Annotated in this window: 21 protein-coding genes; 3 read left to right on the top strand and 18 right to left on the bottom strand. The window is 42.2% G+C overall.

From position 1 onward, the window contains the following. Positions 1–162: 162 nt before the first annotated feature. Positions 163–543: a fluoride efflux transporter CrcB gene (gene crcB, locus ACWIB3_RS05285; protein WP_185211506.1), complete on the top strand. Its 381-nt coding sequence runs from the start codon at positions 163–165 to the stop codon at positions 541–543. A 4-nt stretch (positions 544–547) separates the two neighbouring features. On the opposite strand, the gene ACWIB3_RS05280 is transcribed toward crcB, so the two are convergent. The 14 genes from ACWIB3_RS05280 to fucP all read right to left on the bottom strand — a co-directional run bounded on the left by ACWIB3_RS05280 (position 548) and on the right by fucP (position 18,000). Beyond that, positions 548–1,537 carry a LacI family DNA-binding transcriptional regulator gene (locus tag ACWIB3_RS05280; RefSeq protein ID WP_454291078.1) on the bottom strand — a complete coding sequence of 330 codons (990 nt, stop codon included), beginning with the start codon at positions 1,535–1,537 and terminating at the stop codon, positions 548–550. A gap of 40 nt (positions 1,538–1,577) precedes the next feature. Further along, positions 1,578–3,659 (bottom strand): hypothetical protein, encoded by a 2,082-nt coding sequence (locus tag ACWIB3_RS05275; RefSeq protein WP_454291077.1) that lies wholly within the window; start codon positions 3,657–3,659, stop codon positions 1,578–1,580. A 5-nt stretch (positions 3,660–3,664) separates the two neighbouring features. After that, complete coding sequence (locus tag ACWIB3_RS05270; protein ID WP_454291076.1) at positions 3,665–5,332, bottom strand: ribulokinase; 1,668 nt, start codon at positions 5,330–5,332, stop codon at positions 3,665–3,667. 11 nt (positions 5,333–5,343) lie between these two features. Continuing rightward, positions 5,344–6,678, bottom strand: coding sequence for a sugar MFS transporter (locus ACWIB3_RS05265; RefSeq protein ID WP_454291075.1), 1,335 nt, complete (start codon positions 6,676–6,678; stop codon positions 5,344–5,346). Between the two features lie 4 nt (positions 6,679–6,682). Next, on the bottom strand, positions 6,683–8,446 hold the full coding sequence (locus ACWIB3_RS05260) for an L-fucose isomerase (RefSeq protein WP_454291074.1): 1,764 nt from the start codon (positions 8,444–8,446) through the stop codon (positions 6,683–6,685). An 11-nt stretch (positions 8,447–8,457) separates the two neighbouring features. Continuing rightward, a complete protein-coding gene (locus ACWIB3_RS05255) occupies positions 8,458–9,702 on the bottom strand; it encodes a DUF6786 family protein (protein WP_454291073.1) in 1,245 nt (414 codons plus the stop codon). A 6-nt stretch (positions 9,703–9,708) separates the two neighbouring features. Then, entirely contained in the window at positions 9,709–10,875 is a 1,167-nt protein-coding gene (locus ACWIB3_RS05250; RefSeq protein ID WP_454291072.1) for a glycoside hydrolase family 172 protein, read from the bottom strand. Between the two features lie 446 nt (positions 10,876–11,321). Continuing rightward, complete coding sequence (locus ACWIB3_RS05245) at positions 11,322–12,110, bottom strand: L-fucose dehydrogenase (RefSeq protein ID WP_185217201.1); 789 nt, start codon at positions 12,108–12,110, stop codon at positions 11,322–11,324. A gap of 5 nt (positions 12,111–12,115) precedes the next feature. Continuing rightward, positions 12,116–12,946, bottom strand: a complete 831-nt coding sequence (locus ACWIB3_RS05240; RefSeq protein WP_454291071.1) for an amidohydrolase family protein — start codon at positions 12,944–12,946, stop codon at positions 12,116–12,118. A gap of 8 nt (positions 12,947–12,954) precedes the next feature. After that, positions 12,955–13,812: a fumarylacetoacetate hydrolase family protein gene (locus ACWIB3_RS05235; RefSeq protein ID WP_454291070.1), complete on the bottom strand. Its 858-nt coding sequence runs from the start codon at positions 13,810–13,812 to the stop codon at positions 12,955–12,957. 121 nt (positions 13,813–13,933) lie between these two features. Further along, positions 13,934–14,698: an SDR family NAD(P)-dependent oxidoreductase gene (locus ACWIB3_RS05230; RefSeq protein WP_454291069.1), complete on the bottom strand. Its 765-nt coding sequence runs from the start codon at positions 14,696–14,698 to the stop codon at positions 13,934–13,936. A 34-nt stretch (positions 14,699–14,732) separates the two neighbouring features. Further along, on the bottom strand, positions 14,733–16,397 hold the full coding sequence (locus ACWIB3_RS05225; RefSeq protein ID WP_454291068.1) for a UxaA family hydrolase: 1,665 nt from the start codon (positions 16,395–16,397) through the stop codon (positions 14,733–14,735). Between the two features lie 6 nt (positions 16,398–16,403). Then, positions 16,404–16,733, bottom strand: a complete 330-nt coding sequence (locus tag ACWIB3_RS05220) for an L-rhamnose mutarotase (RefSeq protein WP_093097687.1) — start codon at positions 16,731–16,733, stop codon at positions 16,404–16,406. Positions 16,734–16,749: 16 nt separating this feature from the next. Continuing rightward, a complete protein-coding gene (gene fucP / locus ACWIB3_RS05215; protein ID WP_454291067.1) occupies positions 16,750–18,000 on the bottom strand; it encodes an L-fucose:H+ symporter permease in 1,251 nt (416 codons plus the stop codon). A gap of 114 nt (positions 18,001–18,114) precedes the next feature. Here fucP and ACWIB3_RS05210 point away from each other — a divergent pair, with 114 nt between their 5' ends. Continuing rightward, the gene (locus ACWIB3_RS05210) at positions 18,115–18,984 is read left to right on the top strand and encodes an AraC family transcriptional regulator (protein WP_313258829.1); all 870 of its coding nucleotides are present in this window, start codon (positions 18,115–18,117) and stop codon (positions 18,982–18,984) included. A 101-nt stretch (positions 18,985–19,085) separates the two neighbouring features. Continuing rightward, positions 19,086–20,387: a DUF389 domain-containing protein gene (locus tag ACWIB3_RS05205; RefSeq protein WP_254528361.1), complete on the top strand. Its 1,302-nt coding sequence runs from the start codon at positions 19,086–19,088 to the stop codon at positions 20,385–20,387. Positions 20,388–20,422: 35 nt separating this feature from the next. On the opposite strand, the gene nhaA is transcribed toward ACWIB3_RS05205, so the two are convergent. The 4 genes from nhaA to guaB form a co-directional block, all read right to left on the bottom strand. After that, a complete protein-coding gene (nhaA, locus tag ACWIB3_RS05200; RefSeq protein WP_185217209.1) occupies positions 20,423–21,592 on the bottom strand; it encodes a Na+/H+ antiporter NhaA in 1,170 nt (389 codons plus the stop codon). Positions 21,593–21,598: 6 nt separating this feature from the next. After that, on the bottom strand, positions 21,599–23,035 hold the full coding sequence (locus tag ACWIB3_RS05195; protein WP_313258832.1) for an alanine/glycine:cation symporter family protein: 1,437 nt from the start codon (positions 23,033–23,035) through the stop codon (positions 21,599–21,601). Between the two features lie 248 nt (positions 23,036–23,283). Continuing rightward, positions 23,284–23,409, bottom strand: a complete 126-nt coding sequence (locus ACWIB3_RS05190; protein ID WP_093095150.1) for a 30S ribosomal protein THX — start codon at positions 23,407–23,409, stop codon at positions 23,284–23,286. 159 nt (positions 23,410–23,568) lie between these two features. Continuing rightward, on the bottom strand, positions 23,569–25,044 hold the full coding sequence (guaB, locus tag ACWIB3_RS05185; protein ID WP_093095148.1) for an IMP dehydrogenase: 1,476 nt from the start codon (positions 25,042–25,044) through the stop codon (positions 23,569–23,571). Positions 25,045–25,069: the final 25 nt, after the last annotated feature.

The following is a 25,069-nucleotide window of genomic DNA, read 5'->3' as shown; positions in this document are numbered from 1 at the left end:
TTGAATTTTTATAAGATTATTTACGCAACAATTTTCTGACATCAATCATATTTCATTCATTTTCATACCTTTCGCTCGGTTTTATTGAATATCGATCCATTCGTAACTTGTAAAGGAATTCATTAAATTCGAAAAAAAATAAATCAACATTAGTTATTATTCATGATCAGAGAGGCATTCATTATTGCTGCAGGTGGAGCTGTCGGAAGTGTACTAAGGTATTACAGCGGGCAGTTCATCAGCAAAAATTATCCCAGCCAGATTCCCCTTGGCACTTTAATCGTGAACCTCTTAGGCTGTCTGCTGATTGGGCTATTATTGGGTTATTTTGCCAAAAACCAAGGCTTGAGCAATGAATGGAAACTGTTACTGGTAACAGGCTTTTGTGGTGGTTACACGACCTTCTCTACCTTTGCGGCAGAAAACATCAATCTTATCCAAAACCAACAGACGTCGCAGGCCTTCCTATACATTGGCCTTAGCGTTGTTCTTGGATTGGCGGCAGTTTACTGTGGCTTGATGTTCTGGAAATTATTTCAATAAATCATTAACCCCTCTTCTTTGCAACCAATTCAGAATTCAACACCTTTTTCTGAATGGTATTATCTTTCATCTGCTGGGTTAAGGCAATTACACTTTCCTTTGCTAACTGCTCAATAGGCTGTTTAACATGGATTATGGGATGATAAAAGAAATCATATACCTCACTAAAGTCAAAGCACATTACATTTAAGTCCTTTGGGATCTGGATCTCTTTTTGGGTGAGGTATTTTAATCCCGCAACCGAAAGGGTATTGGTGGCAAAAACAATGGCATCAGCTTTCTGATCGTTCAAAATCTCCTCTAGGACTTGCCCTAATTCTTGCTGTTGCTTACTGAAATTAATTTTATACAATCTGGTTTGGATTGCAGAGCTGGCATTCAAGAAACCTTGTTCACGGTCTTTCATATGCTGTAGGCTACTCTTGTAGGCAACAAAAGCCAGGTTCTTGTACCCCATTTCAATGAGATGGCCCACCGCGGTCTGCATGGACTCCTTATTATCTGTGATGACATAGCTGGAATTGACATGATCAAAATGCCTATCGATCAAACAGATGGGAATGCCCAAAGAAATAATATATTCGATGGTTTCTTCGGAGTGATCCGGTGGAGAGATGATAAAACCATCGACTTGCCTTTTAATAAAAACATCGACTAGGTTTTTCAATTTCTCCGTACTTTCATCGGAACTACCTATTATGGTGGTCAGACCAAAATGTCCAGACTCATCTTCTATTCCTCGTGCGATCGAAGCAAAGAAAGGATTTGAAATATCTGCAACAATTAGTCCGATGGTATTGGTTTTACCCGTTTTTAAACTTTTGGCGATATGGTTGGGCTGATAATTCAGTTCTTTGGCAGCCTGTCTGATCTTTTCTGCAGTATCCTTCCCTACTCTGCCCTTTTCTTCATTACCACTTAACACATAAGAAACTAATGCGGTAGAAACGCCAATTTTCTGAGCAATATCCTTTAATGATACCTTTTTTACCATTTTGTAAATATATTATTATTAATTCATAACTAACCTTGCATTACCATTTTGCAAAGACATTTTCACCCCAATGATCGATGACACGATTAACTGCTTCCGAGGCTGCTCCGTTCCCCCAATCATAGATAGTAAATTCTCCAATTCCAATTCCGTTGGAATCGGTATGACCATCATGCCCATAGTTTTCCATCATAAAGCCGTAATCCTGTTTCCTCAGAAATGGCCAGCGTTTTTGCCATTGTTCCTTGGTTTCTTGATTCTCGGGAGCATACATCATGACAAAGGACGCCTTTAAGGCAGCAATGCCCCGTTGCATATAATCTTTCCGACCTAATTCTTTTCCATATTGCATGATCAGTTCAGCAAATAAGCTCTGCCTGGAATCATTCCATTCCGCATCGGCATTCATGACTCCAAAACCGCCCAGGGCATGTATATAGATAAAGGATGGTTGCCAAACAGCTTGCCACATCAACAGTTCATCCAGCACCCTTTTTCCTTTTTGTAAATAAGCTTGGTCCGCTGTAACCTTATAGGCTTCCATGGCTGCCTGGGCCGTATAATACATGCTCAGGGTATTTTGCTTGTACATATTGTTCCTAGCAATTTTCCGATCCACTAAACTGTCATGTCCAAATCGGCTACAGGACCAATAGGTTTCAAAATCTTCCCAGCGTCCGACTGGAACAATTTCCTTTACGATTACATCAAGGGCTTTTAAAGCGGATGCTTTATATTTTTCAACTTTGCTTATCTGATATAATCTCAGCAAAAAACTTACGGACATGGCAGATTCTGGAGATTTGCTCAACAGCTCCATATCTTTCTGCTGATTTAGATCTAGCCATGCTGGAAAATAGCCATCAGGGCGTTGTATGTTGACCAATGCATCGGCATATCGAATGGCATAATCCAATAATCGGGGATCTTTTTCCAACTCAGAATACCAATCCAGCATCAATAGAGCCGTATAGCTCATATCCAGAATATGGTAAGGAGATTCTTTTGCATTCCAGGTATAGGGATTACGGTTTGAGTTGCCGAAGAAATGGGTATTCCAGCCTGCCGAGCGCCAATATTTTTTTCCCTCGACTTCTACTTCCTTCATTTCTGTGGCGATCAATCCCGGGAAAAAACCATTTCTCTGCGGAAAGGAAAGCGTCAATTCCTTGGTCATATTCGCATAGCGTATCAGCGAATCTATGTTTTTCCGCTTTGCATAGCGAAATAAGCCAGATGCAGAGCGTAAGGAATTGAACCAAGCTTGATTCCAAATGGACCTAAACTCCCTTTCGTTGACTTCACCTGGATAATTAGGGCTTTGGGTAACATTGACAATAAAGGTGGGAGCTCCTACTCTTTTGCCATTCAGGTCAAATTCCTGCCATACAGCGTCTCGCCAATATTTGAAGGCCCATTGATAGGTATAGTCTACATAAGCATCGAGATTGTTATTATCGAAAGGCTCCCCATTTTGATAGAGTTTCTTACCCCATTGCTGCCACATAAACTGATTTATTCCGGCAAACGGATTATCAATGCTAGCTGGATCTGAAGAGAATTTTACGTAAAAAGCCAGACGATAGGTTCCTGCTGGAAAATCTGTCTTTTCTTCTTTTTCATAAAGCACATGATCGGTAATCTTAGAATTTGCCTGACCTAAGGTCAAAAGATTCTCATCGGCATCAAGATCTAGATAGTAAGGAACAGTAGGTTTAGATGTTAACAGCGACACATCCGGAATGATGGCCAAAGACTTTTTGCTATCCTGAACAATCAAGGCCGCCGAACGAAAAACATGTTGGGCGATGATATGGTTATCTGTAGGTGTCAGATGAGGGGCCCAATGAAAAATAGGCTTAAATTCAGGCTTTACAGCGACATAGAGCCTATCTAAGCTTGTATCGGCTTTTATTTCCCAATTGAATTCAAGCCTAAAAGTCTGTTTATCGATTTTTTTATACTTGATTTCAGGATTTTGATTTCCAATTTTGGAATACTCCAGATTGGATATGTACGGCTGGAGCAACTTTGGAATCCCTTGGCCATACGCTATGGAAGGATCCATAGCATGCAGCCAAGTTAACAAACCAACAAATATGTAAATTAAGTGAATTCTCATTTCAGTTATTGTATGGTATTTAGCATAGAACCATAAGCCAAATACTTAGCATAGCGTTTGTCGAACAAATCCTTCTTATCAGGATTGGGCGAATATTCTTTTTCAAATCCGGCTCCCATGTTATCCATGGCCTCAGCCAAGGAAGGATAGATTTTTGCTGCAGTTGCAGCCAGCATACTAGCTCCCATAGCACAGGTTTCATCTGATCGATGGACCATAATTGGTCTTTGAAGGATATCTGCCAAGGTTTGCATGACATAATCCGATTTTTTGGCTATTCCCCCTATTCCAATGACACCTTGAATAGCAACCCCTTGGCGTTCCACATGTTCAACGATCGCCCGGGAGCCAAAACAGGTTGCTTCGACCAGAGCCTGAAAGATATGGACAGGATTGGTCCCCAAATCCAAATGGAACAAGGCGGCAGTCAGTGAAGGGTTTACATCTGGGGTCCTCCTTCCATTGAACCAATCCAAGGCCATTTCATCATCTTCTCGGATAGGCTGTTGCTTGGCCAATTCGGATAGTTCTGAAAGTAAATTTTGCTCAAGTTCATCCCTTAAATCTGAAATGGCTTGACTACCCAGAAATGCAGTTTTTTTCAGACTGTTCCTAATTGGCCACAACAGCAAGTTTTTCAACCAATTATAGACATCCCCAAAAGCGGATTGTCCGGCCTCCAGACCTATATAGTGTGGTACGATTGACCCTTGAACCTGTCCACAGATTCCTTGGACCAATCGATCTTGTAATTCTTCTCTATCAATGACCATCATATCACAGGTGGATGTCCCCATGACCTTGCACATATATCCAGGTTGGATTTGTGCTCCGATGGCTCCAACATGCGCGTCGATCGCTCCTACGCAGATCATAACGCTATCCTTTAATCCTAGTTTATCTGCCCAATCTGCGGACAGATGTCCAACAATCTCATCAGCGGTAAATACCTCTTTATTAATGGATTGGTATATCCTTTCCAATTTAGGGTCTAAGTGGCTAAAGAATTCCAGCGGTGGATAGCCCCCTAATTCTTGCGCCCATAAAGCCTTATGCCCGGCCGCACACACATTCCTCCTTATTTTTTGCGCATCTTGTTGACCTGTCAAAAGATAGGGCAACCAATCACTCTGCTCAAGCCAGGAATGGGTAGCGTTGTAAACCTCTTCGTCAGTCCTGGCTAAGTGGAGCAATTTGGACCAAAACCATTCCGAGGAATACGCTCCGCCACAATAGCTGAGGTAATTGATTTCAAAGTCTTGCGCTTTTCGGTTGATTTCTTCCACTTCCTTGATGGAGCTATGGTCCTTCCACAGAAAAAACATGGCATTAGGATTTTCGGAAAATTCCGAAGTCAGCGCCAAAGGATGGCCACTGCTATCAATGGCTACTGGAGTGGAACCCGTAGCGTCGATGGATATGGCCACTATATTAGTCTTGATTTCATCTTGGACATTTGCCAAACAGCCCTTTAGACAAGCTTCAAGGCTTTCAATATAATCCAATGGATGTTGACGGAATTGACTCTTTTTAGGGTCGCAGTACAGTCCTTCTTTCCACCTCCTAAAGCTGGAGGTTGCAGACCCTAGCACTTCTCCATTGGTAGCATCGACCAGCAGAGCCCTAGCAGAATCGGTCCCAAAATCAACGCCAATTACATATGATTGCTTCATTTAACCTTCTATTAATGAACGGGATTTGACATATCTAATTTACCTTCCACTTTACCTACTCCCCAAATAGCAAACACGGCTATCACCACATAGCACAGGACTGGAATAATAAATCCAGTAGCCATTGTACTATGATCAGCGATCAGGCCCATCAAAGGCGGACAGAATGCACCACCTGCTACCGCCATAACCAAGAAGGATGATCCTTTTTTGGTGAGTGTACCCAAATTGTTGATCCCCAGTGCGAAAATGGTCGGGAACATGATGGACATGAAAAAGTAGGTCAAGAACAGCGCAAACACGGAAACCCAACCTAAGTTCATGAACACCAAAATATTTAAGATGACATTCATGATAGCGTAAAAACCCAAAAGACGATGTGGGGCGATGAACTTCATCAAATAAGAACCTGTCAGCCGACCTATCCAAAAAGCTCCCATTCCACCAAAGGCAAGAATCAGGGAAGCTGCCTGTTCGTCGTTTTTAGGCATGAAGAATTCACCGAATGAACCTAGATTGGCCATAATATTAGAAATCGGGGTTTTCAAATCGTGAATGGCATCGATCACATAATTGATGAAAAATGAATTTGTTCCAGTCTGGGCTGCCACATATAAGAACTGGGCAATAACAGCGAAGATGAATACCGGATGTTTCAGCAAGTTCCGCATGGGTGGGTTTTCCTCGTATTCCCCAGCCTCTTTCTTCTCCTTGATTTCAGGAAGCTTAATGATCAGGAAGACAATAGCAACCAAAACCACGACACAGCCAATTCCAATATAGGGCTGCACCAAGGAGTCAAATTTGTCATGTTCGCCTTCGGCTTCTGTCCCAAAGATCATCAATCCACCAATCAACGGTCCCAATATCCAGCCCAAACCATTGAAGGATTGGGAAATGTTGATACGTCTGGCAGCTCCATCTTTAGAACCTAAGACAATGGAATAAGGATTGGCAGCAGTTTCCAGGAATGCCAATCCACAGGCAATCACGAACAAAGCGGCCAAAAAAGGGATAAATGCGGCCAGTTTGGCTGCAGGATAGAACATAAAAGCACCTATGGCAAAGAGCACCAATCCGAATATGATGCCTTTCTGGTAACCAAATTTCTTGATAAAAAGGCCTGCAGGGATGGCCATTGCCAAATATCCGATGTATAAAGAGAACTGTACAAAGCCAGACTGCGCCTTGGAAACATGCAATAGATCCTGGAAATGCTTGTCCAACACGTCCAAAAAACCATGGGCGAAGCCCCATAATAGGAATAAACTGCAGATGAAAAGGAATGGAACCAATAGATAGTTCCCTTCATCATCCCGAAACAATGATTTCTTTAGGTTGCTCATATTGCTATCTATAAAGTGGTCCAAATACCTCACATGCCCGATAATCTGCTCCTTCTGGGTTCATCCCGAAGGCTGCCCAGGTTGCAGGTCTAAACAGACGGTTTGCAGGAACATTGTGCATACAGACTGGAATCCGAAGCATGGCTGCCATCGTAATCAGGTCATGCCCGATATGGCCATAGCTGATGGCCCCATGGTTGGACCCCCAATTGGCCATCACAGAATAGACATCGGTGAAGGGACCTTCCCCAGTCAATTCAGGAACAAACCAAGTGGTCGGCCAGGTTTTATCGGTACGTTCGTCCAATACCTTATGCACTTTTTCTGGCACATCAACTGTATAACCTTCAGCTATTTGTATAGTTGGCCCTAAACCTTTTATTAAATTGATTCTGCACATGGTCACTGGCATTCCGCCCTTACTCAGGAAGTTGGATGAATAACCTCCACCTCTAAAATAATCACGGTTTGCAGGATACCAGGTTGTCGCCTTTAAACAGGCTTTTGCTTCTTTATCAGAGATTTCCCAAAATGGTTTCATGACTGGTTTTCCATTGCTGGACTGCTGCCCAGTACCGTCCAGGGTAGCGGAACCAGAGTTGATCAAATGAATAAATCCTTCTTTGGCGGCACCCGTAGGTTTCCATCCACTTACTCTTTTTACTGCCTCTGGCGACCAATATGTCCTGACATCAGCAAATATTTGTGCCGTATTGGTCAAGAGGTAATTGAATGCCATCGACACGCCATTTAATGAGTCATTCTCCGTCGCGACCATAAAAGGGTTACGGATACCGTTCCAATCGAATGAGGAATTCAAAATAGCTTCTGAAAAATCACCATTCGGGAGGAAATCGGTCCATTGCCTTTGCCCTTGGAAGCCCGAAATAAAGGCATTGTGGCCCATAGCTTCCTCAGCATGGCCCATTTCCTTCAATTTAGGATTTCCGATCATAAGGTCACGGATAATCAAGGTCATCTTTACCACAAACTCCCAGTCTTCATCCTTCTCTTTTCTGTTTTTTACCTTATGCTTTTGATTGAAATCAGCCCCTTCCTTACAATGTTTTTTGGTCCATTCCAATGCTTTTTTGAATTCTTCTTCATCATAGATACCCAATTGTATGCGCCGAAGCACTTCCGAAGAGTCTACATATTCATTACGCATGCCCAGATATTCCTGAAAGAATTCAGCATTAACGATGGAACCTACAATGCCCATCGAAACAGAGCCGATAGCCAGATAGCTTTTACCGCGCAACATGGCCACAGCAAGGCCAGACTTGGCGAAGGAAAGCAATTTGTCCTTCACATCGTCCGGAACCTTGGTATCTCCCATATCTTGGACATCATGTCCATAAATACTGAATACAGGGAGGCCTTTTTGATTATGGGCAGCGACGGTAGCCGCAAGATATACGGCACCAGGCCTTTCTGTACCATTGAAACCCCAGATGGCTTTGGGCCGTATTGGATCCATATCCATGGTTTCTGATCCATAACACCAACATGGGGTTACCGATAAGGAAACTCCGACTTGCTCCAGATCAAACTTTTCCTGGCACCCTGCGGCTTCTTTGACCCCACCGATGCAACTATCTGCTATGACGCATTGTACAGGGCTGCCATCGGGATATTTCAGTTCAGTTTCATATAGTTTTGCCACAGCCTTGGCCATGTTCATGGTTGTATCTTCCAGGGATTCCCGTATGCCGCCCCAGCGGCCATCGATGATGGGTCTAATCCCGATTTTTGGATATTTGTTCATGGTCTAGGGGTTTAGAAAGCAGATTGAATATCTTCAACGGTTATATTAAATAACCTCTTTAACAGACTAGCTATTTGTATTTTATCTCCAAAAAAATGATATACATTATGGGTATGTTCCAGCTTTTCAGATGGTTTAAGGAAAGCAGCAGGTGAAACACTTTCGATTTCGTAGAAAGGTCCCATTTGGCTTCCATCTTCCAATGGTCCATCGTTATAGGCATTGACGGCATCTCCTAAGAACGGATCCTTTTTGGTGGTCCATTCCTGGTTCAAATAGACCTTGCTTGAGTCGATGCTGAATTTGGTTACGGTCAGGATTCCATTGGCTAGATCGTAGCTTCCGGCAATGTTTTTGGCTCGAGAAGGCGACAATCCCAATTTGCCTCTAGACTTTCCATCTGCCTTGAAATAGAGTACCCCTGCTTTATAGCTGATTCTATCCTTATCGATTTCTCCAAAATAATCGGTCGTGGCGACCTTTCCTTTCGCAGACTCTTCAAAAGGGATAAGAATAACAGTGCTGTCGGTCGGCATAAACATATCCAGGCTCCAAAGACAAGGTGCTCCAGTTTCTTTGGTCCATGCCTCTTTTCCAGTATTGCTGATGCTGTTTATGGTGCTAAAGCCTACCGTTTTTACCTGATCGGATAATTGAATGCCTAGATCGGCTTCGATCTGTGAATTGCTCAACATCTTGATATCCCTATTAAGCTTCATGCTGAGGACGGTACCTGCATAATTTTTCAATTCTGCAGTTTTCTCCATGCTTGCTGAATTTCCAGTTGCTGACAGCAGGGTCCAAGCTTCCGTGTCAATGGCAGTTGGTGTTTTCCAGTTATCATAGACCATTTCACTGCCTTTTTCGAAGTATAGGGAAAATGGACTTCCTTCTGGACCTAGCCAGAGGCGGTCTTCCCCTCCATAGGCATTCATATGGGGATCAACCGGCGCAGAGAAGGCTTTGTAATTTACCCAGCCAAAACTTTTACCGTCCGGCCCATCTGCAGTTGAGGTAAATACCTTGCCCTGATATTTTGGGGACACCAGGATCTGCCCTAGTCCACTTTCGTTGCTCAAAATCAAAATGCTATCGTACTTCTGCAGGAATTGCAGGTCGTAGCCAAATTGCCCTTCATTATAGTTGGTGCTCACGGTATCCTGGATTGATGATTCTTGTTTTTTGGTTTCTTGGCAGGAGCTTGCCAGCAAAACTGCCGAAGCTCCCATAAATGCATGTAGCCATGTCTTTTTCATAGAAATTTAGTTTACTTCTAGATCGTTTTTGGATGGTAGATTTGGAAATTTGTTATGGGGTTCGGATTGATACCAATAGGCTACAGAGATCATATCGGACTTCTGCGGTAGGTATCTACCTTCCGAACGCCATCCTAAATCCTGTATGGTCACTTTTAGGTCTCCATCAAACCTCACTGGATCCATGATATGCCAACGGTACATTCCGAAGCGCGCCTGGGACTCATATACGCCATCAGGACGAATTACTTGGTGCAAGCCAGCGTATGGGGTGGAATATTCTTGATATTGCCTTGTGGCCTTGTTTTCGAAGTTGTAGGAGCCACAGAAATAATCCTCCAGTCCTGTTCCAACTATCGTTGCAAAGTCCTTATCACCATCCATAAAGAACTTAATCTCTCCTTCTCCCCACCAACCTATGTTGTTGACACCTACCCCTAAATATGTTCCTACGTACTGTCCTTTTCCTTTGATTCCATCGATTATAGTGTGCAAGGAGCCTTGGGTAGGATTGGATCGACGGTATTGGGCATGGAAATACCCTTCATCTTCAGGAACCTCTGTAACAGCATAATCTATCTGGTAATACAGGTTCATGGGCTCACTGGAAATATTCTCCATAGTAATCTTGGCACTTTTCCGAAATGGCATTTTCCAGTAGGAATTGAATGCACTTCCCGGATTAACGGTCATAGCCAAGGAATTCAAAGGGGCGAAACGATGCCAAGCCATCCCAAAGAATGGCCCTACTGGAGATTCTACCGAAGGAATTGACTCGCCGTCCCAATAAATCCTGAAAATCGTGTGGTTCCAATTGCCTGTTGGAGTCATCCACATGTGCTGGATTACCCCTGATTCATTGATTTCGGCCATGGTAAAGGTCTCACCGGGCGCAATCGTGATATAGGGATTTACCTTCCAACCCACTCCTAGCTCCCTAGATGCATGTGAAGCATTGGCAACATTCTTTTGACCAGCCTGTTTCGCTGGATCTGCCATTCCTCCTTTCCCCTTGGCACCGGTAAAGTTTTCTGGACTAATTGATCTGGTTTTGGCATTGGAAAGTTTGGAAAGGTTTCCCAAACTCATATCTATTCCATTAAATGGCTGCTTTTGCTGGGCATAGGCCATGCCACAGAGCAATAAGGAAGCTAATAACAATTTAATTTTCATGATTTATTTATTAGTTGATTATTCAAATGTCCAATCGGAAGTCACATTCTATTTTTGAAAAGAACTACCAAATCTTTCGGTTAGTAAAGGGTTTTGGCTATTGCTTTAATCGTTTAAGCACCTTAAGCATAAAGGAAGACTGCTCAAGACAATTAGATTAAAACAAATGCGGAACTTTTCAGTTTATAATTACACAATGTTAATGCTTAAACGTTTAATATCAAAATAAAATCTTAAAATGTTAAGTCCGAATCTGATAAGAACCAATGGTTAGAAATGGGATTTTACATCAAAAACAGGATTTGTTTTAGATAGAATAAGATTTTGAATGAAGTATTTCGTTTGTAACAATTTATTTAGGAGGAAAGGGATAAAAAAAGAGCTGCTTAATGAAAGCAGCTCAATTGAGTTTACTAAAGGTTGATTACAAATATATCTTGTTATACTTAATCATTGATCAATGCTCTATCTAAGTGCACATAGCCCCCATCCACATGGATTAACTGCCCAGTGGTATGGCTTGATCGATCAGACAGTAAGAATACGGCCATATTGGCAATTTCTTCCACGGTAGTCATCCGGTTTTCAAGCGGAATCCTGCTCGTTATTTTTTTCAATGTTTCTTCTGGATTAGCAATGGTTTTTATCCAACTTTCATATTGCGGTGTCATGCTTTCTGCAACAACTATGGCATTGACACGAATGGAATACGGAAGCAATTCAACCGCCCATTCCCTTGTCAAAGCATTCCTTCCACCATTGGAAGCAGCATAACCGGATGTCCCTCCCTGTCCAGTTTCGGCTGTTTTAGAAGTAATGTTCAATATACTCCCTTTGCTTTTCTTCAATTCAGGGAGACAGTGGTGCGCCATCAGATAGTAATGGACCAAACTATTGTGCAGCGACTTTACAAAAGAGTCATAATCGCCATCTTCTAGGCTCACACCATCATTCAAACCTGCATTATTTACCAATCCATCAATCCTGCCCCACTTAGCTATTACAGCATCAACGGCCTTTTTACAGTCTTCTGGATTCGTTAGTTCAGCCTGCACCGCGAAAGATCTAAAGCCTTTTGCAGCTAACTCCTCCTCTACGGCAAGGTTATCTTTTTCCTTTCTTCCAATAATTACCGGAACCGCTCCTTCCTCAGCTAAAAGCTCAACAATTCCCTTTCCAATTCCTTTGGCACCACCGGTAACCAAGACCACTTTATCTTTTAAATTTAAGTTCATATAAACTATTTTAAACCGTAGAACTTCACTGCATTATCTCCCCAGAAACCTTTCAATTCCTGTTCCGTAAAATCACCTAAGCGATGCTCAACAATCTTGAGCGCGTCCTCATAACTACCGGCCAACAGGCATACCGGCCAATCGGACCCGAACATCAATCTTTCCTTACCAAAGCATTGAATGACATGGTCCAGGTACTCCGTAAAGTGATCCAACTTCCAATGTTTCCAATCTGCCTCAGTGCCTAGTCCTGAAATCTTACAATGAACATTCGGATAGGAAGCCAATTGTTCGATATAGCTAGCCCATTCCGTAAATTCCTGGGATTTGATTGGCGGTTTTGCAATATGGTCCAAAACAAAAGCTTGATCCGGATTAGCTGCCACGCATTTTAAGGAACTCTGGTAATGCCTTGGGCGCAACAGAAGATCATAGGTGTATTTATATTTGGTCAATGCGGCAATTCCGCGCAAGAATTCATCCCGATGGAGAAAGTCAGGGTCATCCTCACCTTCAACGATGTGCCTGAATCCTTTGATGACCTGATGTTTTGAGAAGCTTTGGAGATGCTCTTCTACATTTTCAGACCTGAGATCCACCCATCCAACGATACCCTTGATCAAGGCATAGACTTGGGATAACTCCAGCAAAAACGCTGTTTCCTGATGGGACTGGTCTGCCTGAACAGCAACAACACCATCAAATCCCAATTGCTTGAGGGTTCCAGAAATATCATTGGGAAGGAAATTCCGTTGTATTACCGACATTTCATCTTTAATCCAAGCGTCCTTTACGGGATCAAATAACCAAAAATGTTGATGAGTATCTATTCTCATGGTCTCTTTTAATTTTTGTGGAAAGCGATTACTTCCTGACGTTGCTCGCCAAGATAATCAGCCCCCAATTCAACCACATCTCCTTCTTGAAGGTAAATTGGAGGATCAAAGCCTAAGCCAACCCCAGCAGGCGTTCCTGTGGAGATCACATCCCCTGGCAACAGGGTCATAAACTGAGAGACATAGGAAACTACAAATGGCACATTGAAGATCAGGTTGGCGGTATTTCCGTTTTGATAGGTCTTGCCATTCACTTTCAACCAAAGTTTTACGTTGTTGATATCAGGAATTTCATCAGTAGTCGTCATAAATGGGCCCATAGGCGCGAAGGTGTCACATCCTTTCCCTTTATCCCAAGTTCCGCCACGCTCCAATTGGTACTCACGCTCTGAAACATCATTGTGAAGAACATAACCAGCAACATAGTCCAAGGCTTTAGATTCTTCGACATAAGTTGCTTTCTTACCGATAACAATGCAGAACTCAACCTCCCAGTCGGTCTTCACTGAATTCTTAGGAATCATCACTTGGTCATTAGGACCTACCAATGCAGTAGTGGATTTCATAAAGATAATTGGCTCTGCTGGGATCTTAGCCCCAGTTTCCTCCGCATGGTCTTTATAGTTCAAGCCAATACATACAATCTTGGATGGTCTCGTGAATGGAGCTCCCAATCGAGAATCTGCAGGAATCTCTATCAGTTTCCCATGATTCGCTTTCACAAACTCTTCCAGACGGGCAAGTCCATTGTCCGTAAAAAACTCTTCGTTAAAGTCTCCGCCAAATGCCGAAACATCATAATTCTTACCATCGATGTTCACACCGATCTTTTCTCTTCCTGATTCTCCGTATCTGATTAATTTCATGTTAAAAAGTATTGTGATATGAGATGTGAGATTTGAGAAAATCAAATCCACGACATATCCTTTTATGTATTTTGTTTATTTGATCTGAGATATATGAAGTTTTCTATCACAATTCTCATTTCTAGTTATTCAACTTCACAAAACCTCCATCGATAGCATAGTCATTACCAGTAATAAACGATGCGTCATCTGAACAAAGGAACAAGGCTAATTTTGCAATTTCTTCCGGCTCTGCCATACGTCCGATAGGTTGGGTTTTAGAGAGCTTTTCAAACATTTCAGCCTCTTTACCAGGATAGTTTTTGGCGATGAATCCATCCACAAAAGGCGTATGTACTCGTGCCGGGGAAATGGAGTTTGATCGAATATTATCTTTCAGGTAATCCTTAGCCACGGACAAACTCATGGCAAACATAGCACCTTTACTCATGGAATAAGCAAAGCGATCTGGGATACCTACTAGGGTTGCAATGGAAGCCAAATTCAAGATTGCTCCGCCACCATTAGCTTTCATCACTGGAACGACCACAAATAAGGCGTTATAAGCGCCTTTTATGTTCACTTGGTAAATCCGGTCCATATCTTCCTCAGTACACCCTTCTAGGTTGCCTACATGAGCAATACCGGCATTATTCACCAATATATCCACCTTGCCAATCTGTTTTACTACATCCAGTACTTCAGCTTGCTTGCTCACATTACAAGTATGGACTTCACATTTTCCACCTTCGTCTTCAATCAACTTCTTGGTTTCTTCCCCACCAGTCGGGTTCAAGTCCAAAATATGTACAACTGCTCCCTCCTTGGCAAACAAAGTGGAAATGGCTTTTCCTATCCCACTTGCCCCGCCTGTCACAATCGCTACTTTATCTTTTAGCCTAGACATAATTATTTCTATTTAAATGTTTTATTATTATTTACTAAAGTGAAACTCCACGTCTCCAAGGAATAAAATCATCCTGACCAAGCTTAACTGCTTTTGCTGTTTCCTCACCACTTGCAACTGCAATGACATAATTCAAGATGCGGTGTGCAGCTTCCTCAATGCTTTCTTCCCCATCGATGATGGTCCCACAGTTCAGGTCGATTGCATCGTTCATTTTATTGTAGACTTTCGTATTGGACGCCACCTTGATAACCGGAGTAATCGGATTCCCTGTTGGAGTTCCCAACCCGGTAGTGAACAAAACCACATTGGCTCCAGCCGCAACTTCAGCCGTGGTACTCTCTACATCATTTCCAGGAGTACATAGCAGGTTTAAACCAGGACCGTTTGCCAATTCAGGATAATCTACTACAGCTGCCACGGGAGAAGTCCCACCTTTCTTTGCAGCTCCAGCTGATTTAATTGCATCCGTGATCAATCCATCGCGGATATTACCTGGCGATGGGTTCATATAGAATCCAGAGCCATCAGCCTCCGCTTTCGCGTTGTATGTTCGCATTAACTGAATAAACTTCTCTGCGGTAGGTTCATCTATACATCGATCGCTCAATTCCTGTTCTACACCACACAACTCTGGGAATTCCGAAAGGATGACCGAGCCTCCTAGGCTTACCAACATATCCGAAAGGTAACCTAGTGCCGGATTTGCAGAAATACCAGAAAAACCATCTGAACCTCCACATTCCAGTCCTATGCACAGTTTATCCAACCCTGCTTCTTGGCGTTCCAGTTTATTTGCCTCTACCAAACCAGTAAAGGTTGATTTGATAGCTTTCTGCATCAACTCCTGCTCCGTCCCTTCAAACTGTTGCTCAAATACAAACAACGGTTTATCAAAATGGGGATCTCGTTTTGCAATCTCAGCTTTCAAAATAGAAGCTTGGGCATGCTGACATCCTAGGCTCAACACTGTTGCTCCCGCAACATTGGGATGCGTAATGTATCCAGCCAATAGGCCACATAGGGCATCCGAATCCATCCTTGTTCCACCACATCCCATATCATGGTTCAGGAATTTCACGCCATCTACATTGGAAAAAAGCCTCTTTTTAGCCTTGTTCTCTCTCGCGGCACTCAAGTCCACAGACATCAGATCATCTATGGAAGCTCCACTTTGATATCTGGAAATCAACTCATCCACCTCATCCGAATAATCTTTCGATTCAACTTGGTAACCTAATTTCTCTTCCAATGCCGACTTCAAGGTCAACACGTTCCTGTTCTCACAGAACACCAATGGAATAACCAACCAATAATTAGCCGTCCCTACCAATCCATTACTCCTATGGTAACCTCGAAACGTTCTTCCTAAGAATGCAGACACATCAGGCTTTTGCCATTCTAATTTTCTATCGCCTAGTTTAAAATCGTCAGCGGCATGGCGCAGGTTATTTACATCCAATAACTCGCCACTTTGCAGGTCTTCATTCACCTTTCCCACCAAAACGCCGTACATATAAACCTCATCGTCCTTTTGGAAAGGATCTATGGTAAACTTATGCTTGGCAGCCACAGCTCTTTTCAGGCTGATTTCTTTCCCTTCAAATTCCAGGGAATAGCCAGCTGGCAGGTCACGAAGAGCCACCAGGACATTATCTTTAGGATGGATTTGTAAAAACTCCAATCTCTCTTTTTCCATTTGGTACTATAATTCAAATATTTGTTCCATCATTACCCATTTTTCGCCAGGTTTAGATCCTGGAATAGACTGCTGATATTTCCACATCAACTGCTCCCAAACCTGCACAGCAGGATTCTCAGCGTCCATCTTATCTTTTCGCTCAAAGCTAAAGCTCTCATCAACCTCCATGATCATAAACAGGCGATTAGCAAAGCGATATATATCCATCACCGTTACACCAGCATCAGTAATCGACTTTTTGATTTCAGCAGAAACTCGCCTATGGTGATCTTCATATTCAGCGATCATTTTTGGATCATCAACCAGATCCAAAGCCATGGCATATCTTTTAATACTCATAATCTATTTATCAATGTCCCTGTTTAACAATCAGTTTATCGCTCTTGTTTTGGGTAGCAAACAAGGCCACCACCAAGAAACAAACCAATACCACAAAATACCCGTATTGCATATGACCGGTCAAATCTGACACATACCCCAAAACCGGAGGCAATAAAGCCCCTCCTACAATGGACATAATGATCAAACTTGATGCAGATTTAGTATCCGCACCTGTACCCTCTACCCCAATCGCAAAGATCGTTGGAAACATGATCGACATAAAAAATGCTATGGCAACCATACTGTAAAGCGTGATGACTCCTGTACCAAAAATACACAATAAGGTCAGTAAGGCCGAGATAGCGGCGTAATACAACAACAGCTTCGCTGGAGCGATATAACGCATAAAGAAGGTCCCAACAAATCGCCCTAACATAAACATCAAGCCAGCAACCCCTGCATAGTATTTAGCATCTTTAGCTTCAATACCTGATACTTCCACGGCATATACGATCAAAAAGCTCAACACACAGACCTGTGCACCAATATAAAAGAACTGTGCAAGGACGGCCCAAGCAACGTTTTTATGCCTCAAGGCCTTTAAAAAGCCTTTTCCTTCGCCCTCTTCTTCCTTTACTTCAGGCAACTTGATGAAGAAAAAGATCAATGCAACTACCAAAATAATGACCCCCAAAATAACATAGGGCCCTTTTACCACGGCCGTTTCCGTCTGTATATAGGCCAAACGCTCCGCATCAGTCAAGGCCGCAACCTGTTCAACGGTTTTGGGATCTTCCGTCAGAATAAACTTCCCTCCGACGATCGGAGCAACAAAAGCAGCCAAACCATTAAAAGATTGGGCGAAATTCAGACGTTGGGTGGCTGTATTAGGATCCCCTAAGACAGTCATATAGGGGTTTGCAGCGGTTTCCAGAATCGTGATTCCACAGGCCACCACGAATAAAGCAGAAAGAAAGAACATATAGCTCATCGTGTTGGCTGCCGGCACAAACAAAAAACATCCTACCGCAAAAAGGATCAACCCCACTAAAATCCCAACCTTATACCCATACTTCTGCATAATCAGACCGGCCGGAATACCCATGACCAAATAAGCAATAAACACTGCTGAATCCACCAAAGAGGCTTGAAGATGGGTCAAACTGAACGCACTCCTGAGGTGAGCTATCAATATAGGGTCCAGGTTATGGATAAATCCCCAGAAAAAAAACAGGGACGTGATTAATACGATAGCTATAGTGTTACTCCTATTGTTCATAGTGTGGAATATAATTGAGAAACTAAATACGAGATATTTCAGCAAAAAGTATTGAACTATATTACCTAATTAATAAACTATTTTACCATTCACGGCCTTTGCAATTCAATTTTTATGAATAAATTAGACATTATGATCATCAAGCAACTCACTGTTCCAAAAACAGAGAATCAAAGTTTCCAGATGCGAAGGGATTATTTCCCCAAGCATCAATCCATTTGGCATTATCATGAAGAATGGGAACTGGTCTATGTCAAGAAAGGATCGGGAACTCTTTTTATTGGTGACCGAATAAAGAGTTTCCATGCTGGAATTGCTGTGCTTATCCCATCTCAGATCCCTCATTATTGGCTTTTTGATGAAATATCCAATCCAGAAAAGCCTGAAGAAACAATAGATTGTGTTGTTGTCCATTTTATCCAGGACTTTGGAATAGAGAAGTTTTTGCAAGCACCTGAGTTAGTACAGATCAAACAGCTGTTGGATCAAACGAGTAGAGGCAGGTATATCCCCATTGATCAGGATGGTTTATTTGACCTGCAGATCCAGAAATGCATCCAATCCAGCGGAATGACCAAGTTTTTCCTCTTATTGGAATGCTTGCAGGAGGCATCCAACCTAGTAGCCGAGGAATTGATCAGTACAAATTATTCCATTCTCAATCAGTCAGAAGACCAATATCGGATGAACAGCCTGATGGGCTACATTCGTGAAAACTACAAACACAGAATCATGCTTCAGGACCTGGCCAAGGTTGCCGGAATGACCGAAAACTCCTTTTGCCGCTATTTTAAGAATAAAACCGGAAAAACGCCGGTGCAATTCATTAACGAAGTCAGGATATCACATGCCTGTTTTCAATTGCGGAACAGCAACATTAGCCTGAAAGAAGTATGCTATGATTCTGGATTCAATAATTTTGTGAGCTTCCACAAGTCTTTTAAGAGCATTACGGGCACCACGCCCAATCAATTCAGGACTTAATTACGAAGTAAATAAGTCCTTGATATTTTTTCTCGAATGCTCCCTTTTTTATTTTTTCAATTCATATTAAACGATATTTTTGCAGGCAGAATCACACTGCCATGAACAAACTTTACAGATTTTTAAATTTACATTTTGGGGAAGAAGCGAAGGATAAGGTTTTGGAAAACGTCACCTCCAGCATATCTTTTCGCGGGGCCAATGTATGGATTTTGGCATGTGCCATTGTTGTTGCCTCGGTTGGACTGAATGTCAACTCCACGGCTGTCATCATCGGCGCCATGTTAATTTCTCCATTGATGGGTCCGATTGTAGGTGCGGGCTTTGCCTTAGGGACCTATGACTTTACCCTATTGAAGAAATCGATCAAGAATCTGGCTATTGCCACGGTTGTCAGTCTATTTGTTTCCTTTGTATACTTTCTTTTAAGCCCATTTAAGGAAGCGCAATCGGAATTACTGGCTCGTACCGCTCCAAACATTTATGATGTCCTCATCGCATTCTTTGGTGGCTTAGCAGGCGTAATAGCATTGACCAGGGTGGAAAAGGGAAATCCTATCCCCGGAGTTGCGATTGCCACCGCCCTCATGCCACCCCTCTGTACAGCCGGATATGGTCTCGCCATCGGCAATTTCAGTTATTTCGGCGGAGCACTTTACCTTTACACCATCAACTGTTTCTTTATCTGTATCTCAACCTTCTTGATCGTTAAATTCTTGAAATACCCTAAAGTAAAATTCGTGGATGAAGCCAAGGAAAAACGTATTACAAGAACCATCAGTACCCTGATCTTGGTGATCCTAATTCCAAGCTTCTATTTGGCTTACCTCCTTCTACAAGAAAAGAAATACAGCCAAAACGTTGATAATTTCATCCAAAATGAATTTGTGAACAAGGGCTACACCTTGATTTACGAGAACACCTATTTCAACAGCAGGCCCAAAAAGATTGAACTTGCTTTCCTGGACAAGAAATTCGACTCCTTGGAAATCAAGGATCTCAAAATGAAGTTAGCTACTTATAATCTAGAAAATACGGATCTCCTGATCAGACAGGACAGCACAGATCTCAAAAGAGATATTTTGGCAGAGATCAACAGGCAATCTAGAAATGTCTCTGAAAAGGATGTGACGATCCAGAACCTAAGGAAAGAACTCGCTTCCTATACCTTCGATGACCAGAACCTAATCAAGGAAATCAATATCCTATTCCCTGAATTGGCACCCTACAGCATAGGAAAACAACTGGTCGTTGTATCATCCGACAGCAGTCATTACCAGAATATCATTACATACAATGCTCAGAAGGATATAAACGCTGAGGAACTTGGCAAATTAAAGAAATGGCTGGAAAACAAATTGGAAACTGGCAATATCCAAATCGTAAGGGCAAATTCACAATAAAAAAAGGGAGGCATTTATCAGCCTCCCTTTGTTAATTACTTATATTCTTTCTTGGAATTTAAGGCGAGATATCCAAATACCCCCGCCAATAAAGAAGTCAATAAAATGGATAGTTTAGCTTCAGAAACATGGTCTGGATTGCTAAACGATAAGATGGCGATAAAGATGGACATGGTAAAACCAATACCAGCCAACAGCCCTACTCCAATAATATGCTTCCAATTACTTCCTTCAGGTAGAGAACTTAGTTTAGCCTTCGTACATAAAAAGGAAGTTAACAGGATACCGATCGGTTTCCCCACCAATAATCCCAATGAAATCCCCAACCCTAAGCCAGAAGTCAGTCCGCCCAACATTTCCTTTTCCAGGGTTATATTGGTATTGGCAAAAGCAAAAAGTGGAATGATCAAGAAGTTAACCGGCTTGGTCAAGGCATGCTCCAAACGCTCCAATGGCGATTCAATTGCCGTATCATTGGTAGGAATGGTCATCGCCACCAAAACCCCAGCAATAGTAGCGTGGATACCGGAATGATGGATAAAATACCAAATAAACACACCCGGAATCAAATACAGGTAAGGATTCAGCACATTGAATTTGTTCATCAGGATCAATACAACCATACCCGCAACTGCATAGTATAGATAAGTCAATTCAATTCCCGAAGAATAGAAAAACGCGATTACCAAAATAGCGATCAAGTCATCCACGATAGCCAAGGCAGCTAGGAATATCTTGAGACTGGAAGGAATCCTGTTTCCCAACAGATTGATCACCGCCAATGCAAAGGCAATGTCCGTCGCCATTGGGATACCCCAACCACTTGCCGTTTCCTGTCCAGCATTAAAGGACAAATAGATCAATGCAGGCACCACAGCACCACCAATAGCACATAAAATCGGTAAACTCGCTTTTTTAGGTGAAGACAGTTCACCTTCCACGATTTCACGTTTGATCTCCAACCCTACCAATAAAAAGAAAACAGCCATCAGACCATCATTGATCCACAGCAGAACTGAATATTTCAAGTGAATGGATTCTGTTTCGAAACCTAGTGGCAGGTCCAAAAGATTTTGAAGGGCTGCCGCCAAGGGACTATTTGCAATGATCATGGATAGGATAACACATAGAAACAACATGATCCCACCCGCGTTACTCGACGCAAAGAAATCCTTAAAAACGTTCAGATTAATTAATTTAGCCATAGGTAATTATATATTTTTATTTTTCTCCCAAATCCCCACATCTGAAAACTTCGTTTCAGCATTATTAAAAACCGGATCCTTTCCATCCTTTCGTTGTTGGTTATAATCCTTGAAAAGTTTCAAGACCTTATTGTGCAACAAAATAATGGCGATCATGTTTAGCCAAGCCATCATTCCTACACCAATATCGCCCAGGTCCCAGGCCATCTTGGCTGTTGAAATACATCCTAGATAGACCGAACCCAAAATCATCACCCTCAAAACCCAGATCAAGGCAGTCCTGCTCCTGTTCTTTCCTATAAAGCTCACATTACATTCGGCGATATAGTAATAGGCCATAATCGTTGTAAAAGCAAAAAACATCAATGCGATGGCAATGAAACCCGCCCCTAAGGAAGGAAAATGCTGCGAAACGGCCAATTGGGTAAACTCCGGACCTGCTTCAATACCTGGGATGTGCTGCACAATAAATCCGCCAGCGGAATCTGCTACATTATATTGCCCTGTAAACAGGATCATCAACGCCGTAGCCGTACAAACAAATAAAGTATCCACATAAACTGAAAAACCCTGTACCAAACCCTGTTTTACAGGATGGCTCACCTCGGCAGCTGCTGCAGCATGTGGCGCAGTACCTTGACCGGCTTCATTGCTATAGATCCCACGTTTTACACCCCAAGAAATCGCGGAACCCACGATCCCGCCAAATGTGGCATCCAAATTCAAGGCTGACTGGAAGATCAGTTTAAAAACCGCCGGAACTTGCTGGATGTTTAGGATTATGATGACAACGGCCATTAAGATATATGCACCAGCCATAAATGGAACCACATATTCGGCAACCTTAGAGATTCTTTTTACACCACCGATAATGATAAAACCCAATAACAGCACCAAAAAGATTCCGATAACCATTGGAGAAAGGTCAAAAGCTGACTTCATGGCCAAGGCAATGCTATTGCTCTGCACACTTGGCAATAAGAAACCCGTACTGATGATCGTCACAATGGCAAATATCCAAGCAAACACCTTACTCTTTAACCCTTTTTGGATATAATAGGCTGGTCCACCGCGGTATTGCCCATCCTTTTCCTCTTTATACAATTGACCAAGAGTGGCCTCAATAATCGCCGATGAACTTCCCAAGAAAGCAATGATCCACATCCAGAATACGGCGCCTGGTCCACCCATACCAATGGCTGTAGCCACACCAGCAATGTTGCCTGTCCCCACCCGACCCGATATGGCCAATGAAAAAGCCTGAAAAGAGGATATTCCCTTTTTGGAACTATTGCCTTTAAAGAGAAGGCGGATCATCTCTTTCAAATAAATTAGTTGTGGAAATTTAAAGCGAACCGTAAAATACACCCCTGCCAAAAGGCACAAGTACACCAAGGCATCACTCCAAACTATACTATAAATTTTGTCTATAATTTCCTGCATAAATCCATCCCTCAATTGGTAGGTCCGCTAAAATATAGAATACTTCCAACGCTTTACAGAATTATTGCATAGATAATCTCTATATGTCACGCTAATTTTATAGAAAGAATTGACCCAATTTTTCTATAAAATACAAGCAGAAAATTTAAGGAAAGGATAATTTTAACTAATATCAACACAAAAGAAAAAGCATCTTGCTCCAGTTTTACCTTTCTTCAAGATGCTTCTTACATTTCAGAAAATATGTTCTATTTAGATTTTTCTTCTGTAGACTTTACTGTGGTCTTATGTTTCCATGGATCTCTAGGCCTTTTTTTACCGTATGAACCCATGATGATCTTTCCTTTTCTACTTTTTTTATCTCCTTTTCCCATAAGCTTGTTATTATGTAATTGTTAAATAAAAATATATTTTGGATTCTCAAGTTACTAAAAATGAGACATATTACAAAATGAACAAAAAGGAAATGGGCGAAAACAAAACAGGGTTATGGCAAAACCATAACCCTGTTTAAATACCCCATGGAGGCGAGTTTATCCTCTACTGTTGTAGTTAGGTGCCTCTTTAGTAATTTGAATATTATGAGGATGAGACTCACGCAATCCAGCACCTGTGATACGAACAAACTTCGCTTCTTGTAATTTTTCAATGGTTGCAGCACCACAGTAACCCATAGAAGCACGTAATCCCCCGATATATTGGTAAACTACCTCTGCCAAGGTCCCTTTATATGGTACACGACCTACGATTCCTTCTGGAACCAATTTCTTGATATCATCTTCCACATCTTGGAAATAACGGTCTTTAGAACCTTTTTCCATAGCTTCTACAGAACCCATTCCACGATAGGACTTGAATTTTCTACCTTCTAATAGGATAGTTTCACCTGGTGCTTCTTCAACACCGGCAAACAATGAACCAGCCATAATGGTATTTGCGCCGGCAGCAATTGCTTTCGCAATGTCTCCTGTCTGTTTGATACCACCGTCAGCGATCAATGGTACACCAGTCCCTTTTAAAGCCTTAGCGACTTCATAAACGGCATACAATTGAGGAACACCTACACCAGCAATGATACGGGTTGTACAGATTGATCCGGGACCAATACCCACTTTAACCGCATCTGCACCAGCGTCTGCTAACATTTTCGCTGCATCTCCCGTTGCAATGTTTCCTACGATCACCTGTAGGTTAGGATATGCAGCCTTTACCTCTTTCAATTTATTGATAACACCTAGGGAATGTCCGTGTGCAGTATCAATGGTAACCACATCAACACCAGCTTTAACTAAAGCTTCAACACGTTCTAGGGTATCTGGCGTAACTCCTACCGCTGCACCAACCAATAGACGACCATGTTCATCTTTTGCTGCATTAGGATAGTGTTTGTATTTCTGAATGTCTTTAAAAGTAATCAATCCTTTCAAGACACCGTTTGTATCAACTACTGGTAGTTTTTCAATCTTATGGTTCTGAAGGATCTCTTCAGCCTTGATTAGATCGGTCCCTTCAGGAGCAACCACCAAATTGGTTTTGGTCATCAGTTCACTAATCGGGCGGGCCATATCTTTCTGGAAGCGAAGGTCACGGTTTGTAACAATCCCAACCAGCTTACTTTCCAAATTAATAACCGGAATACCACCGATTTTATGATCTTTCATGATCTGAAAAGCATCACCTACGGTTGCATTTTCCAATAAGGTGACCGGATCTTGGATCATTCCGCTTTCTGAACGCTTTACTTTGCGCACTTCAGCTGCTTGTTCCGCGATCGTCATATTCTTATGTAACATACCGATTCCGCCTGCCTGAGCAATCGCTATCGCTAGATCAGCACCTGTTACGGTGTCCATAGCGGCCGATACCAAAGGAATATTTAATTTGATTTTCTTAGTTAAGAATGTACTTGTGTCTACGTCACGAGGTAAGATTTCTGAATATGCAGGAATTAATAATACATCGTCGTAGGTAAGTCCTTCTTGTACGAATTTTTGTGGATCTAATTGCATAGCAAATATTAAATGGGGTTTCCTA

Source organism: Sphingobacterium sp. NPDC055431, assembly GCF_053644255.1.
This window is presented reverse-complemented; position numbering and strand designations above follow the sequence as displayed.